At 38.6% G+C, this 16,183-nt stretch carries 14 protein-coding genes; 3 read left to right on the forward strand and 11 right to left on the reverse strand.

Annotated elements, in window-relative coordinates; all coding sequences use genetic code 11:
• Positions 1-106 precede the first annotated feature (106 nt).
• Complete coding sequence (locus H6G06_RS03225; RefSeq protein ID WP_190556989.1) at positions 107-1,408, forward strand: ATP-binding cassette domain-containing protein; 1,302 nt, start codon at positions 107-109, stop codon at positions 1,406-1,408.
• Positions 1,409-1,482: 74 nt separating this feature from the next.
• Here H6G06_RS03225 and H6G06_RS03230 read toward each other — a convergent pair whose 3' ends face one another.
• The 4 genes from H6G06_RS03230 to H6G06_RS03245 all read right to left on the reverse strand — a co-directional run bounded on the left by H6G06_RS03230 (position 1,483) and on the right by H6G06_RS03245 (position 7,357).
• Entirely contained in the window at positions 1,483-1,866 is a 384-nt protein-coding gene (locus H6G06_RS03230; RefSeq protein WP_190556990.1) for a HetP family heterocyst commitment protein, read from the reverse strand.
• 295 nt (positions 1,867-2,161) lie between these two features.
• Positions 2,162-2,734, reverse strand: a complete 573-nt coding sequence (locus H6G06_RS03235; protein WP_190556991.1) for a hypothetical protein — start codon at positions 2,732-2,734, stop codon at positions 2,162-2,164.
• Positions 2,735-3,925: 1,191 nt separating this feature from the next.
• Positions 3,926-4,150 carry a hypothetical protein gene (locus tag H6G06_RS03240; protein ID WP_190556992.1) on the reverse strand — a complete coding sequence of 75 codons (225 nt, stop codon included), beginning with the start codon at positions 4,148-4,150 and terminating at the stop codon, positions 3,926-3,928.
• 804 nt (positions 4,151-4,954) lie between these two features.
• Entirely contained in the window at positions 4,955-7,357 is a 2,403-nt protein-coding gene (locus tag H6G06_RS03245; protein WP_190556993.1) for a GH116 family glycosyl hydrolase, read from the reverse strand.
• Between the two features lie 214 nt (positions 7,358-7,571).
• Between H6G06_RS03245 and H6G06_RS03250 the strand changes: the two genes are divergently transcribed.
• Positions 7,572-7,820, forward strand: a complete 249-nt coding sequence (locus tag H6G06_RS03250; RefSeq protein WP_190556994.1) for a hypothetical protein — start codon at positions 7,572-7,574, stop codon at positions 7,818-7,820.
• A gap of 202 nt (positions 7,821-8,022) precedes the next feature.
• On the opposite strand, the gene H6G06_RS03255 is transcribed toward H6G06_RS03250, so the two are convergent.
• The 5 genes from H6G06_RS03255 to H6G06_RS03275 form a co-directional block, all read right to left on the reverse strand.
• Complete coding sequence (locus tag H6G06_RS03255) at positions 8,023-8,445, reverse strand: hypothetical protein (protein ID WP_190556995.1); 423 nt, start codon at positions 8,443-8,445, stop codon at positions 8,023-8,025.
• A 286-nt stretch (positions 8,446-8,731) separates the two neighbouring features.
• The gene (locus tag H6G06_RS03260; protein WP_190556996.1) at positions 8,732-10,132 is read right to left on the reverse strand and encodes a serine/threonine protein kinase; all 1,401 of its coding nucleotides are present in this window, start codon (positions 10,130-10,132) and stop codon (positions 8,732-8,734) included.
• Between the two features lie 169 nt (positions 10,133-10,301).
• Positions 10,302-11,105, reverse strand: a complete 804-nt coding sequence (locus H6G06_RS03265; RefSeq protein WP_190556999.1) for a Uma2 family endonuclease — start codon at positions 11,103-11,105, stop codon at positions 10,302-10,304.
• A gap of 141 nt (positions 11,106-11,246) precedes the next feature.
• Positions 11,247-11,903, reverse strand: coding sequence for a Uma2 family endonuclease (locus H6G06_RS03270; protein ID WP_190557001.1), 657 nt, complete (start codon positions 11,901-11,903; stop codon positions 11,247-11,249).
• 137 nt (positions 11,904-12,040) lie between these two features.
• A complete protein-coding gene (locus H6G06_RS03275) occupies positions 12,041-13,234 on the reverse strand; it encodes an HhoA/HhoB/HtrA family serine endopeptidase (RefSeq protein WP_190557003.1) in 1,194 nt (397 codons plus the stop codon).
• A 273-nt stretch (positions 13,235-13,507) separates the two neighbouring features.
• Between H6G06_RS03275 and H6G06_RS03280 the strand changes: the two genes are divergently transcribed.
• Positions 13,508-13,909 carry a metal-sensing transcriptional repressor gene (locus H6G06_RS03280; RefSeq protein ID WP_190557012.1) on the forward strand — a complete coding sequence of 134 codons (402 nt, stop codon included), beginning with the start codon at positions 13,508-13,510 and terminating at the stop codon, positions 13,907-13,909.
• A 16-nt stretch (positions 13,910-13,925) separates the two neighbouring features.
• Here H6G06_RS03280 and H6G06_RS03285 read toward each other — a convergent pair whose 3' ends face one another.
• Entirely contained in the window at positions 13,926-15,065 is a 1,140-nt protein-coding gene (locus H6G06_RS03285) for a peptidoglycan-binding protein (protein WP_242039579.1), read from the reverse strand.
• A gap of 40 nt (positions 15,066-15,105) precedes the next feature.
• The gene (locus H6G06_RS03290) at positions 15,106-16,125 is read right to left on the reverse strand and encodes a DMT family transporter (protein WP_190557016.1); all 1,020 of its coding nucleotides are present in this window, start codon (positions 16,123-16,125) and stop codon (positions 15,106-15,108) included.
• Positions 16,126-16,183: the final 58 nt, after the last annotated feature.

Genomic DNA, 16,183 nt, shown 5'->3' on the forward strand with positions numbered 1-16,183 from the left:
GACTGGGGATTGGGACTGGTGACTGGGTTATTAACTTCCCCTACCTCCCCTGTTCCCTGTTAAGAGTTCCCTGTTCCCTGACAACTAACTATTAAAGTAATTACCTGTGGCACAAGTTGTATTAGAAAACGTTTATAAAAGTTTCCCCCCCCGGAAGGGGGAAGGTGTGACTACACAGCAGTCATCACCAGAAAGAGAAGGTGCAGATAGTATTAATGTCTTACGGCGAATTAATTTAACCATCGCTGATGGTGAATTTATGGTATTGGTGGGACCTTCTGGTTGCGGTAAAAGTACCTTGCTGCGATTAATAGCAGGGTTAGAGGTGATGACTGGGGGTAATATCTGGGTGGGCGATAGCGGTAGTGCGCCCGCAGGGCTGCGCTTGATTAATGACCTACCCCCCAAAGAACGAGATATCGCCATGGTGTTTCAAAATTACGCCCTCTATCCCCACATGAGTGTTTATGAAAACATCGCCTTTGGGTTACGTCGTCGGTTTGGAAATGGGGAAACAATCTCTCCACCCCCCTATCTCCGCAAGTGGGGAGAAAATTTCCTCGTGGGGGTGACTAAAAAACTACCCAAAGGACTACGTTATTTTTCTGAACAAGAAAGGGCTATAGATCAACGGGTGCGGAATGTTGCCCAGTTGTTACAAATAGAAACTTTATTGCATCGCTTACCTAAACAGTTATCTGGAGGACAAAGACAGCGGGTAGCATTAGGAAGAGCGATCGCCCGCAATCCCCAAGTATTTTTAATGGATGAACCATTATCTAACTTAGATGCTAAATTACGGGCAGAAACCCGCGCCCAAATTGTTAAATTGCAGCGTCAGTTGGGGATAACCACTATTTACGTTACCCATGATCAAACGGAAGCTATGACAATGGGCGATCGCATTGCCATCATGTCTGCTGGACAAATCCAGCAAGTTGCCCCACCCTTAGAATTATATAATTATCCTGCTAACCGCTTTGTAGCCGAATTTATTGGTTCACCACCGATGAATTTTATCCCGGTGGAATTTCACGCACCTTTATTAATTACCCATTCTGACTTTCGCTTTACCCTCCCAGATGTGTGGGGAAAAGCGTTGCAAAAATACGATGGACAAACTGTAATTTTAGGTATCCGTCCAGAACACTTGAGTTTAAGTGTACCCGCGACCAAAAATTTACCAGTAAAAGTAGATTTGGTAGAAAATTTAGGAAATGACAGTTTTCTAGCTGTAAGAATATCTGACCCTGAAGCAAATACAGATGGTCAAGCCTTACAAGTCCGAATTCCCCCAGATAGATTCATCAGTTTGGGTGAGCAACTTTGGTTATCACTAGTTCCTGAGAAACTCCACTTTTTTGACCCAGAAACCGAGTTGGCCATATTTCCCAAAGGTCATCGATGATTTGGGGAAGATGTGATTGGTAATGTTTTTTTGCATTGAATCCAATCACCACAGATAACTAACATTGTTGTCGGCTATGCCGACTTCTTCTCCCTATGGCTACCACGTACCTCTACTTTTTGCTTACCCCCTACTTCCAGATAAGCTAAATCTTTAATTTTGCTCAGACAACTAGTTGCTAAATTACCATCAGACCTTTTCTCTGTTGCTGATTTAGCAATTTTCAAATTTTCATTCGGTTGTGGGTTTGACCTACTGTTGCGAGAGTTTTCTTTGAGTAATCGGTTATAAGTACGGTAAGGAATGTAATGCAGAGGATTGTAACCCACAAACCGCAGCATTAAAACACAAGCCCAAGAATACTTACCAGCTAGGATTGCTTCTATTACTTGGTCAAACTGTTCAGGATTGATTTTTTTATCAGGTTGGCCACTATTGCCAGAAATGTCTTGATTCATGGTGAGTTTTAGTTTTATTTCAATGAAGTAAACTAGTCGAGTTTCGGCGAGTGTTATTGTGTCAAGTGCTATTTACAAACTGCAATACTAGTCCCCCACGCCAAAGGTTCCGGGTTTATAACAGGAAGAAACTTTATGTTTTTTCCAATGCGTACCTTCACCCAGGAATTTTGGTTTGGTTGATTACTAGTTTTGAGACAGCTGATGAATTAATTACAGGAATATATTGATAATGGATTAATGGCGAATGTTGAAAAAATAGATACACTTCTCAACAGGCACATCCAGAAATTTCTCAACTTCTCAGCGGTTCCCGTAACCAAGAGCAAAAAAACTTATTTCTAAAACTGCTCTGTTGTGTTCCCTGCATCCAGATATTGTGGAGCCAAGTTTTAGTTTTCGCAATTTTGACTGCTAACTGGGTCGTTTTCCGTATGTTTGGGAGAAACTTCAATAAATTAACTTTCAAAACTAAGGCTCTTAGGGCTGCTTGTTCTGCTCTAGCTTTAATCTTCCCCATAATCCTAGTCATCAAAGCTGTGATTTGCTTTCCTGGGGTGTAACTGACTTGTACAATCTTTCCTGTACACACCCAAATCACAACTCTTGGCAAAAAATCTAACTTGTTCTCCCAAACTACATACAGAAGGGCTGAAAGTGCCTTATTCTCGCAGGATGTTGACTTGTTGCTTTTATTTTTAATTACTATGTCACTACTTTTCGGTAGGACTGATAAAGTTACCGTTGGTGAAAGTACGAGACTTTCCTGAATGAATACCTGACGAGGATACAAATCAGAGAGTTTTCTCCCTAAATTACCCCGTTGGCTGAGTGTTTCGACTGCAATTGACCTGATGATTTGTTTCATGACCTGACCTGTGATTGAAAACCTGACTGTTTTTAATCAAGTCTGTGTGCTGCTTTGCTGTATTGACCCTGTTGTGCAGTTTTGTACCCTAGTGGCTTTGGTTGCTGGTAAAAGCAACCGCCATTAGTTACTTCTCGTCTGTGACTTTTGCTGACTAGTGAATGAAAGGTAAAAATTTACCATCTTTCTGTAATCTAGCGGGTTTAGTAGATGCAGTTGTGACCTTTAAAAATTTCACAAGCTTTAATTCAATAGATGTTCCCTGGCTATTATTGTATAACTTGCCGCCGAAAATTAGTAAGCCTTTTCAGTGAAGTCTCATAATTTTCAATTCGGACGAGAAGATGATTCATATTGGCTTCTCAAAAGCTACATTCGTATTTATACTATTTTTTTTCGCTAATGTCATCTGCCACTTTGGCAGTCTTATAAGTTAAATTTACTGAATATCTCAGAATGTTCATTTAGGCATTGTGCAACTTTGATTTTTGTCCCAAATTTGTCAATAAAATGAGGGGTAACACCCCCCATTTAATGTAATAAAAAAAATTGATTGTGTTTAATTTTCTGTTAAAACTTACCATTAAATTAATTCAAAAAACCTTATGTATAGACCATTGTAGAGACTTTTGTAAAAGCCCAATCCGCTATTTTTAGGAAAATTAGCTCTCCGAGTTTAGTGATTATATATTGTTATATGTTTTTCTTGGAGGTCTTATGGGAAAATCATTCTAGCTACACCTGTTCTCAATAGAGGCTAGTGAATACAGAGTAATAATTGTATAGTAACCAAGTCAGATAATCCAGATATTAAGTTATTGCTTATACTGTTTTATGATATACTATATTTAGCATCCCTACCACACAAAGTTATACATAAAAAAACACCCTTAAGCGGGTGTATTATCCAAAAAATTAATAGGTTAAACCTACACATAATCATACAATTAAAACGCTAAACCTAAATTAAGCGTTAAAAGAGAATTTTGAATTTATTTAAAGATATTTTTTAGTTTTTATGAAGCAAATTAACTAAGATGATGGGGATGACAATTGTGTTCTCAATTTTCTTAAGTACAAATGTAAAGCGTTAATTGTGTTTAGTTTCTGTTTAGTACGGTATTAAAACTTTATACTTCGGTTTTAAGTCACTATCTAGTCGGCATGGCACAAAGTGGATCACCAATCAGGTTAGTTAGTCTGGTAAGCTGATAAACCCTCAAAAAACATAACTATGGCGGTCTTTCCTAACCAACGCAGTGGCTCCCCCACAAGAGTTTTAGTCCTGATATGCAAGTTCAATGTCCAATAGCTTGATATGTCAGGTTTGAGGTTTAAGCGGTAATTAACATCGTCTTTGACTTGCCAATCAGAAGCCAAGGAGTTACAATATAAATCCCTATCACCCAAACTCATTTCTACTAGTAAAGGGCGAGATGGCTTGTGAACCTGACACGATCAATCAAGATTGCTGCTGCTTTCGGTGTCTCTACATAGACCTAGATTTTCTTTCCCCGTGGCTTTTTGGAAGTCAAAGTTTAGAAAACCCAATTAACAGAAAAACATCATTGCGACTGACACTAGACCATCTGTGATACTGTGCTTGTCAGATGGTGTCCTACGGGTAAGGGTAATTTTCCTGCTTGTGTGCCTAATATTCATTTTTTTAGTTTTCCTTTAGATACCTGGTTATGTATGTTGAAAAACTGTTACTATGAGTTCAGTGTATAACTTGACACTTGTAAGCTGACTGTGTTTGTACAAAAAAGTTTATAATCATAGGTTTTTTTCATGGAGTAAGTGTTTAGAGCATATTTTTAAACATGGGTATCGAGGTTTAAATATTTTAACTCTTACCATTACTTATTTTTTCTAAGGATTCCGGAAATAACCGGAAAATAAAATCACATTTATTCAGATACATTTTTTTAACTTTGACACTCCCCTGGCTTTAGCAGAGGGGATTCTACATTCAACGTCAAAACTTGCTCAACAGTCGGACGCACCTTCAAGGGTTTTCGGCATTTTCCTGATAAAAGATTTTTTTTTACGGGCAAATCTTAAGTAATTCTGTAATTTTTAATCAAAATTCTGAATACGTGTTTGAGCGAAATGTTACAAAGCTTGTATTGGGGGATGGGGAAATGGGGAAATGGGGAGAAAATTCTTTACTAACTCCCTATTCCCCGTTCTCTATTCCCTATCACCTATTATACGTTCTTAAAAACACAAATAAATAGCCCAAATAGCCATTGCACGGAGATATGTACTAGCACGAAAAGTAGCAGCAGCAGTAATAGCTTCTGGGGTGCGGAACTGTAAACCATTGTCGTAAATTTGCTTCACTACTGCTTGTGTTAAGCGCATACCTTCATCCTTCATACCCATCTGTAGCAGAAAAGCAGCTAAACCAAAGTTAATACCAGTCCACACTTCTTGAGGATGGGTAGAATTAGGGTTTTCTGGGAAACCGTCGGGAAGGACACCGTTAGCAGCACCAAATTTCCCATCTTGGAATTTGAGGAAACAGGCATCATATATAGTTGTTAAAGCAGAAAGAGCGCGATCGCTCGGTACAATATCTGGTAAATTGAGTAATCGAGCGTAGAATTGCCCACATAATTGGTCAGCCATGACTACATCAGAACCACTTTCGCTATCTAAGCGGTAATATTTACCATTCCACAGCTTTTCTTGATAGATGGGTTTAGCTTGCTGTAACCAAGTTTGATAAATTAATCTCCGTTTCTCTGCGTCCTCTGCGCCTCTGCGGTTCGTTAAAATATCACAAATAGCAATGGCCGCTTCCAAAGCTGCTAACCACAAACCACCACAATAAGCACTAACACCATTTAACCGCCAATCATCAAAAGTTTGGTCAGGTGCGCCAGAATTTTCTGGTATACCATCTCCATCAATATCAAATTTTTTCACATAGTCGAGAGTTTGGACAATTGCATCCCAACATTCTGCGAGAAATTCAATATCATTTGCACCGGTAAACAGAAAATCGCGATATACTTGCAAGACAAAATCACAACCTAAATCTTTCCAAAGATTGCAATCTTGATAAGCAGTATAATTAGTTTTCTCCCAAACGTGTTCATTGGGTGCGCCTAAGTCGTGGGGTGTAGCACCTGCTACCTTACGAATAGCTTGGGGACTTTCGGCGTTGATGGTGAGATAATAACCGATAATTCTAGTTCTATCATCACTTTGGGGAATTGCCCTAGCAAATGCGCGAATAACGGCTTTTTCTAGTTCTGGGTATAACATTAATAACCCGAAAGAGCCGTATAACCGCACGTCTAAACTTTCATACCAGCGGTAATCTAAACATTCTAACACTGCGAATTGGCCGAAGGGGTCTTTTTCGGTGGCTGCACTCCAGAGAGTTCCCCCACTGGTTAAGTCGTAGAGTTCGTTAAATAGGGACATTTTCAACCAGTCGGGTAAGTCAGAACGGTTGAGGATGGGTTCTTGCCAGTTTTGGATGTGCGATCGCCAATTGTGATATTCTTTCAGTGCAGTAGTAGCAATTTGCCAAGCATTATCACCACTACAACCAAAGAAGTCTGTATATCTGCGATAGTAATTTACTCCCTCTGCAAATTCTGTTACTGGAAAATCCCAACTTAACACAAAAGGAACTTCTAAAGTTTCTCCTGGTTGTAAAGTGAAACGAACTGCAACAGCAGCACCTAAACGAGTATTTTCATCTGCGGGAGTTTCATCACGATAATTAAATAAAGAACCATTTGTACTGAAACTTTGCCAAATTTCTGCACCATGACCCACAGCATTAAAACGGGAATGATAAAATAATTCAACTTGAGGATTTTTTGCAGTCGCAATACACCAAGTTCCGTCACCTTCTTGGGGATTTTCGTTATTAGTAACGCGACCTAAAACACAACCTAAATATTTATCATCTTCCGCTAACCAATTATAGTTATTTTTGCTTTCTCCCCAACGTGGTTGATATTCATAAACGGGACTGCCATCATCTCTAATTTTGACTTCGGGAGATTTTGCCGCATTGGTAAACCAACCAGTCATATTTTCCCAAGTTAGCATGATGCTAACAGTAATTGGTTGGTTGGTTGGGTTGTGTGCATTCCACAAGAAAACCGCTACAGGATAACTGGTTTCTTGATAATTATTAGCCCAGATGGGTGAAAATTGTTCACAAATTAAGTTAACTGGAAAAACATTTTCATACACAAACCAACTGCGGGGATAAAGTGCATGATAAGTTCCTGACTTCACCCATAAACCATCTGGGTCAATACAAAAGGGAGTCGGTGGATACCATTCCCAAGATTGTAATGTAGCATCTTCTGGAGGTTGGGTAGATAAAGCATAAGCTTGACCAGATGCAAAGATACTAAATTGACAAGCGGGGACATTTTTAAAGATATGTTCACCCCCGTCAATGTGCCATAAATTGAAATCTCCGCGAGAGGAACGGCCGATACAACCTGCACCAAAACCACCTAATGGCATTCCGTGAAATGGTCCATCGTCGAGGTTGCTGGGATAGCGGACGGTGTAGGGTTTTTCCCATCCTAAACCGATGGGACGTTTCCAGGTATAGGGGGGTATTTGGGAGTGGTTTTTCATGGTTTTGGGGATGAATATTTGATGTTAATGCAGGGTAGCTGTTTATGTGGTTTTTTTCAAGTAGTTATGAGGTGTTTTTTTCTCACGCAGAGACGCAGAGGCGCAGAGAGGAAGAGAGGTTTTTGTTTCGCGCAAAGGCGCTAAGGGGCAAAGGCGCAAAGGTTGATTTAATATGTGATAAGATGAATGTGATTACAAGAGATAAAATAAGTCTATGATTACTCAAGTGATGATTCAACCCTCATCCTGGGTAGAGTCGGGAATTGAAATCAAAAAAGTTATAGATTTGAATTTATTTAAGTTTAGCTCAGAGTTACAGTCTCGTTTGGAAGAACTTTCTGAGAGAAAGAAGGCAGAAATGCTAAATTCAAGTGAAGAGGCTGAGTTAGCAGAAATATTAGAACTAGATCGGATTTTTACTTTATTGAATGCGAAAATAATTAGGGATTTTAGTCAGTTTTAACTGACTTGGGCTATTAGACTGGGAATTTATTCCCAGGCGGGTTAGTTGGCTAATAGAAGAATGGTAAAAGATATCAATTTATAAATTTTATAAGTTAGTTCAAGATTGATATGCCTTTGTCTTTATCATGCACAATGTAAATGCTTTTCATTTCTTGGATGAGAATATCTTTAATTTTATCATAATCCAAATTATCATCTAGTTAAAATTTCTTTTGACATAAAAATAGTAGTTCATCTAATTGAAATTCTCGCTTTGCAAAACATTGAGTTAACAAGCGTAAAATTTGACCCTCTTCCTGATCATGAAAGGGAACAACGCCGTCTTTTTTATCTACATCCTTATAACTCCATTTATTCAGAATTTTAACTTCATTACAGCACCATTTTGTAATGCGAGAAATCGCTGCTGGAGGAATTATACCAAGATAACAACAGTTTCCCATTTTTTGAAGGCTATCTTTCAAATAATCCTGGTAGGATTCCAAATTTTCTTTAAAATATTTTGTGCGTTCTTCTGGAGTTTCTCCTATTTGACAAGGCAGGTTTGACAGTGCTAAAAAGTCTTCATCAGGGTAGAGCTTATCTTTTTCTAAAGAATTAATATCTATTTCAATTAAAGCCACTGTCGAGTTTACTGTAGTCAATTTGTTGGAGGTTTGCTTCGAGTTGAAGGAATACAAACGATTATAGTATTGTGCAAATGCATAATATGGTGAATAAGCATCACTTAAATAAACAGCATCCTTTCTTGATGCAAAATTATTTGACTCAGATGTAGACCAATTACCATTTTCAGAGCCTCTGGGTAACAATCCTTGACTTAAAATACGGGGAACATTTTCAAAACTTGTACCGTGGTAAAGAAACATTAGTCTACTCCTGGAAAAATTAATTCACTATTTTACAATATCAAGATAATCTTACAAATTTTGGGAAAATTTGATGTACTAACCAACCTAAAAATAAGCCTAACCAAGATGTACAAAGCATGATCAGAAATTGATGCAATTTGCTGAAATATTTTTTTAATTGTTTATTTGCAAAAGAATAAGCAAAAAATACGAGTAAATGCAAAACAGAAAACCCAATATAGCCAACAACAGCTACCCAACCATATTTTGATACTACCTCGATACATGATAATAATATAAATCCAGCGAAAGCTAAAAATAAAGCCGGAGATCCATCCCAAGGTAAAGCGAAAGAAAAAGCCACAAGAAAAATTACAGCATCAGTACCCAAAGCTGTAACCACCGATGAATTCATAGCTGGAGGCATGGTAGAAGTAAGAATCCAAACTGAGGAGATTGCTGATAAAAACCCCATTATTACATAATATAAACTCATAACTACTAACCAAACCCAAGGAATATTCTTACTATTTACCTTAACATTAGGAGAATTATTAACACCTACAATAACAGGAACAGTTTTCTCAGTCCTAATAGTTTGATGTTCTATTTTCTGACTAACCTGATAAACCTGATTACTAAAATCAGGTAATAACCTTAACCATTCTCTCATAGATTGCGGACGATTTTCCGCTTCTAAACTCATACCTTTCAGAATTGCCAGATTCAACCCATCACTGATACCAACAACATATTTATTAGGAGAAATTAACGGTTTATTATATAATTTTCTATCTAGCGAACTTTCAGGACGTTTACCTGTAACTGCATAATATAAAGAAGCAGCAAGAGTATAAACATCTATCGTTACTTGTCTATTACCTCCCATTTGTTCATAGGGTGCAAAAGCAATATTAGCAGGATGATGAGAAGTAAAATATCCATCTTGGGGCATTATTTCCCCTGCAATTCCAAAATCAATTAAAACAGCTTTACCATTTTTTTGTACCATAATATTACCAGGGTGTGCATCCCGATGTACTAAACCCTGTTGATGGACAAAAATTAAAGCCTCTCCAATTTGTTTAATATATCCTACTGCTTCTAATTCTCGTAATGATCCCTTTTTTTTGACTATATTAAATAAACTTTCACCAGGCAAAAAATCCATGACTAAATAGTATGTTTCACTTTCTTGAAACAATTCAGTTACACGGACAATATTCGGGTGTGGTTGTTGAGAAAGTTTTGCTAATTTGCGTCCTTCTTGAATAAATCTTTTTACATAATTGGGATATTCAGAATCATTTTTTAGGCTTTCATTCGGCGTTTTTATAACTACCCACTGCTTTAAAAGTGTATGTTGTGCTTGATACGTAATTCCAAAACCACCTTCTCCCAGGACTTTTTCTATAACGTATCTCCCACCCTGTAGTTTATACCCCTGCTGCCAAACCATCGGTTACAGATGCCTAAAATATAGTTATGTTCATTTTGGCACAATCAGAGATGATTTGGGTAGTGTGGTGATGTTATTTTAATATCATGAGGCAGAGCCTCTATATGGCATTCCCAGTCTGAGACTGGGAACGAGGAGAAATTAATAAAAGAAGTCGGGGATCTGAATTTTAATCTAAATCAGGTTCAACACCTAGCGCACGCAGTTGGGCAATTAATTTTTCTGTTTTCTGTCTTTCTTGTTCTGCACGCTGTTTTTCCTGTTCTGCACGTTGTCTTTCTTGTTCCGCTTTTTCTCTTTCTTGTTCTGTGGGAGTTAACACCCAATTACCATTTTGATCGTACCATCGTAACCAGGGCATTTGCACATTTTTATAACTCCCTTCCCAAATTCCTAAACCTAATTCTAACCCAGGAATCCAAAAACGAGAATTAGCATCTGAAGGTGTAGATCGCAAAGTTTCAATATAGCGATCGCCTGTTAATTCAAACATCCTAAATTCTGATTTATAACGATCAAATATGGCATAATAAGGTATCCTTAAAATCTTTTCGTAAACTTCCCATTTACCAGGAGGTTTTTCCACATCTCGCAATATTTGACCTAAATCTTCTTTTTCTGTTCCTGGTGACAGTAACTCTACCACAATATAAGGATTAACAGATTCTTGCCAAACTACATAACTTAACCGCAAATCTCTTTTTTCATACAAATAAGGAACACCCACAACCGCAAACCAATCTGGGCGTTTATACCACAATGGATGACGAGAATCAAAATACAGATTTATGTCACTTCCTGTAAATATTTCCTCTTGTTTATAGTTAGGAGGAAGAAATGTATCTGCTAATAATTGTGGTTGTAATAAATGAAATTGATCCGGCAAACCTTTCTCCTCTGGATCTTCGCTAGGCAGATCGTACATTGTGGGTAATGTTTCTTTAGCCGCTAAGGGCGGATCTGTTTGATACATTTTTTCAACATCCTTAATATCAAACTTCTGCAATTTAATTATACTATATTGACTTACAATTTATTTTCTCTTTCTTAATCCTGTAAATCCTCAAATCCTGGATATCCTGATATGGCTACGCCACGCTACGCTATCAGACATTTATTTAATATTTTCTACTTGTGTTTTTAACCAACTCCGAAAACTCCGAATCATTGCCACTTCACCTATTTCTAAACTTGAGGCTAAAAACCGAGGAATTTCTGTATTTAAAGGTAAATTTGCAAAGGTTGGTGAACCATTACAAGGAATATATTTACCATCTGATAAACTATAAATTTGCATCACAGGTTCATCATAACGCCAAACTTCAGGAACACCTAAAGCTAAATAAATTGGTAACTTATCAATAGAAGAACTAGCATAATCAACTTCTATTACTAAATCAGGTGGGGGATCTTGAGTTAAATCTAAACTTCTTTTATTTCTCATAATTAGTTCATTTTGAATATAGAAACTAGAATCAGGTTCTACACCTCTAGCTAAATCTTCTCTTTTACAAGTTAATGAACCAGTGCTTTTAACGTTGAGATTTAACTCTTCAACTAACGTATCAATTAGCTTTTCTAGCAAGCGTTTATTATGTTCATGGGGCATTAATGGAGTCATAATTTCTAAGATTCCCTGATTATAAGTAAATCTGTTATTACGAGTATCACCTGTTTCTGATAAAATCCTTTCAAAAGTATTCCAAGAAATATTATGGAGGATGACGCTATTGGTGTGAGTGTCGCTGTGAGTAAGTGCTAGAGTTACCATAGAAATTCACCTCGCGTTTTCAATTCTCTTATTATATCACTTTAGGCAATAGGGAAGAGGAAATAGTAAATAATAAATCCCCGACTTATTGACAAAATCGGGGATATAAATATGCTCAAATTCTGAAATATCAACTATTAAGAAATATCTTGCAGTTGGGCAGTACGAACTGAAAGCACCTGAGTTTGATTTCCTCTTTGTACTTTCACCTGCAACATTTCACCCAAACGACTATCTTCCACAACTCCTTGCAATTGTTCAGCGGAAGTAATTGGTTTATTATCAATTTGTACAATTACATCACCGCGTCGAATACCAGCTTTCGCAGCAGGAGAGTTGGGTACAACTCGCATCACTAAAACACCATTAACTTCTGGTATTTGAATTGCAGAATTAGGATCAGAATTGTTTTGTCTGGCTAATTGGGGTGTTAATGTCACCATTTGTACACCTAAATAGGGGTGAACAACTTTACCATCACGTTGCAGTTGAGCAGCGATCGCTTTTGCTTTATCTATAGGAATCGCAAACCCAATCCCCATCGCATCTGCACGAATAGCAGTATTAATGCCAATTACCTCACCTTGACCATTTAACAACGGCCCACCAGAGTTACCGGGGTTAATAGCAGCGTCAGTTTGAATGAAATCTAAACGTTTATCACTAATTCCCACCTGGGCGCTAGAACGTTTTAAAGTGCTGACAATACCCAAAGTGACAGTATTATCAAATCCTAACGGATTACCAACAGCGATCGCCCAATCTCCCACCTGCACATTACTGGAAGAACCCAAAGGTGCAACAGGTAAATCGCTACCAGCATTAATCTTGACTACCGCTAAATCCGTAACTTCATCAATGCCTTTAACTTTACCTTCAAAGGTGCGACCATCCTTAAGCCGGACAGTTACCTTATCAGCTTGATCAACAACATGAGCATTAGTGAGAATTATGCCACTTTTATCCAGAATAAAACCAGAACCTAGACCGCGTAATTGTTCAGTCGGCGACTGTTGGGGGAAACTCTCACCAAAAAACCGCCGTAAAAACGGGTCTTCCATAATCGGATCAACAGGACGAGTAATAGTTTTTTCTGTATCAATCCTGACCACAGCAGATCCGACACGATTCACCGCTGCTGTCACAAAGCTACTGCTACCAATAGCACCAACAGCAGTAGATGGCCTTTGAGTAACCACTGGATCGGGTGCAGGTTCTGCTTGTGAAGGTAAAACCTGCAAACAAGAAACCGTTAGCACCACTCCTAGAAAAATCGCTAAAACATGGGTACTGAGTTGGCGTATAGACCGGGGTACTTGGGAAATTCGCATAATCACAACCTAATCTAGAAGCCTAATTTTGGCAATTTCGTCACAAATGTAGCTAAACTTAATGTTAATAGCTTGGATAAAAATCCTTGCATATTGAAGTTTTTATCTTACTTACCCATCTAATTCGGGATACAGAGCAAGTTCTATCATCAAGTTAATGGAACATTGATTAACCAGGCTATTATGGAAATTAGCCCTTACTCAGTTCGGTTATTCCACCAATCTCAAATCCTTCTAGGCTAGGATTTAATTATACCAAACCCTAAATGACCCATGAATGGATCAAACCGATTAGCTGAAGAATCCTTGGCTTCATCTCAGCAAGCAGAACACACACACCATCATCATCTTGACCACGAACATACAGATCATACTCCAGGGGCAGTCAAGTCAGTCCATCCTCACGTCCATAGTGAAGAGTCCATGCGGCGAATTGTCAACCGACTATCTCGTATAGAAGGACACATTCGGGGAGTGAAAACAATGGTGCAACAAAACACCCCTTGTCCTGATGTTTTACTACAAATTGCGGCTGTGAGAGGCGCATTAGACAAGGTAGCACGGATTGTTTTGGATGAACATTTAACCGAGTGTATTGCTAGAGCTTCAGAAAATGGCAATATCGACGTAGAAATTGAACAACTCAAAGCCGCTTTAGATCGGTTTTTGCCGTAGGTTGATAGTAGTCAGCTTATTCTAAAAGCTCTTCTGTCTTCATATCCCCTAAAATCTGCTCCCTGGGAATGCGACGGATACGGTCCATTTGATTTAAAGCATACTTTGCGGTTTCCTGCACTTCTGGATCGGGATCTTCCAGTGCATGAAACACAATTTTGCTCATTTGCCCCATCGTGTCATAAATGCGAACTAAATCACGGATAGCATTTTTCCGTACTTGGGGATTTTCATCTTGCATGGATATTGCTAAAGCACGGTTCATCGGTTTGAGCGTGCAAGTACCAATTTCTGCCAAGGCTGATAAAATTAAACCTTGTTGTTGAGAATCTGCATCAATCATCAAGTCTACCAGTGGCTGAACAGCACGTGAATCTCCTTGCTGACCCAAATTCCAGATAGCCTTGCGTCGCTTATTACTATCATGACACCGTAAGTCTTTGATCAATTCGTCAAATAAGTTGAGCTTAGGAATAAGCGTACCTGTTTCTATTGGTACTAATTCTGTAGAAATTGGTAAAGTTGCTGTTTGTGCTGGGTTTAAGAAAAATTTAGGATGATGATCAGGAGATGGTTTGAGAAGTTTCTGATCTTCTGATCCTGCTAACTGTGGAACTTTACCAAACTTTTTGATTAAGTAAACAACTGCACCAATAGTTCCTAAAAGCCCCAAACCTAGTAATGACCACCAGATAAAATCTCGTTGGCTAGGTTGAGACTTGGTGTTAATTTGGGGAGTGGGAGCAGGAGAAGCAGGAGAAGTTGTACATTGAGTTTGGACTGATACTGCTTTGGTCAGAATTGTTTGAGTAGTTATATCAGCAATACCATCAGTTCTTTTCAATCCCTGTGCTTTTTGAAACTTAGATAAGGCAGCTTGTGTACTGATGCCATACAGTCCATCGATCAAGTCCTTGTAGTATCCTAACGCCTTCAGTTGTATTTGTAATACCTGCACCTCCGAACCTCTCATCCCTGGAATAAGAATAGCTTGTTGATTAGGTGCTGGGTTAGGTGTGGCTGAAATCACAAGATTTGGGAATAAACCCAAGGATAAACAAGAGGCAAATATGAGAATGCAATGGGTAATTGGTGATTGGTGATTGGTAATTGGTAATTGATACTTGGTAATGAGTAATTGCTTGTTATCCCTCATCTTCCTCATCTCCGACTGAATTGATTAGGGTGATTGTGTTCTACTTTTTGGTGACAGATGCTTCTAAAATTGGTTGCTGCTCTTGAGTGTTTTCACCGATGGTAACTTTGTGATTTTGCCCTGAGAGGGTTTCGCGCTGGTTGATTAAATAAATACTAATTAAAGTTAGGATAACTCCTCCCCATTGAATTGGGGTGAGGACTTCTGAAAGAAAAATATGACCAAATATCAATGCAAAAACTGGTGTGAGAAAAGTGAGAGAACTTAAACTAGTCAGATTACCACTAGAGGCAAAGTAGAAAAATAAACCGTAAGCGATCGCACTTCCAAATATAGTTGCATAACTTAAAGCTAACCAGTCGGATAAGACAAGATTTTGCCACTGTTCCACTTCCACAACCGAAGAAATTCCCCACAAAGGCAACCCGCCTAAAATTATATGCCATCCTGTAGCTGTCACTGGATCAGCATACCTGCACACAAACCGAATGAGTACAGTTCCTACAGCCATTGATAAAGCTGCTAGTAACATCAACCATTCACCACTAGCAAACAATTGTTGCCAATTATCGACTGTAATTTTTACCCCTGAGTCGAGAAGATGAAAAATCCACTCTTCTGGTAAGCCAATTAAACTAATACCAGCAACTCCCAATCCTAACCCCAACCATCCCCAAAGGCCAATATGTTCTTGAAATAACCACAGGGACAGCAAAGCCACTGCTAAAGGTTGAGAGTCAATCATTACAGAACCTAACCCCGCACTGGTTCTCACCAACCCTTCTGCCAAAAAGCCTTGAAACAGCGTACCATCCACAAGGGCAAATATTATAATCCACAGCCATGCTAACCATCCTTTGGGTTGGGGTCTACCCATAAATGCAGCAGCGATGAGAATTAAAATCCCTGCCGGTAGCAAACGCACTGCTGCCATAAATAAAGGTGTTGTATGAGGTATTACCCCTTTCATAGCTACCATTGCTGTACCCCAGAGGAAAAAGGGGGCAATTAACAATAGGGTAGCTAGGGTAGATTTAGATCCTCGGAGTTGCAGTTGCATGAGTTAGCTGTGGTCTTTGGTAGATGGGTGGAAATATTACTTTACCTAATTTTACAGA

It is taken from the genome of Anabaena sphaerica FACHB-251, from assembly GCF_014696825.1.
Taxonomy (GTDB): domain Bacteria; phylum Cyanobacteriota; class Cyanobacteriia; order Cyanobacteriales; family Nostocaceae; genus RDYJ01.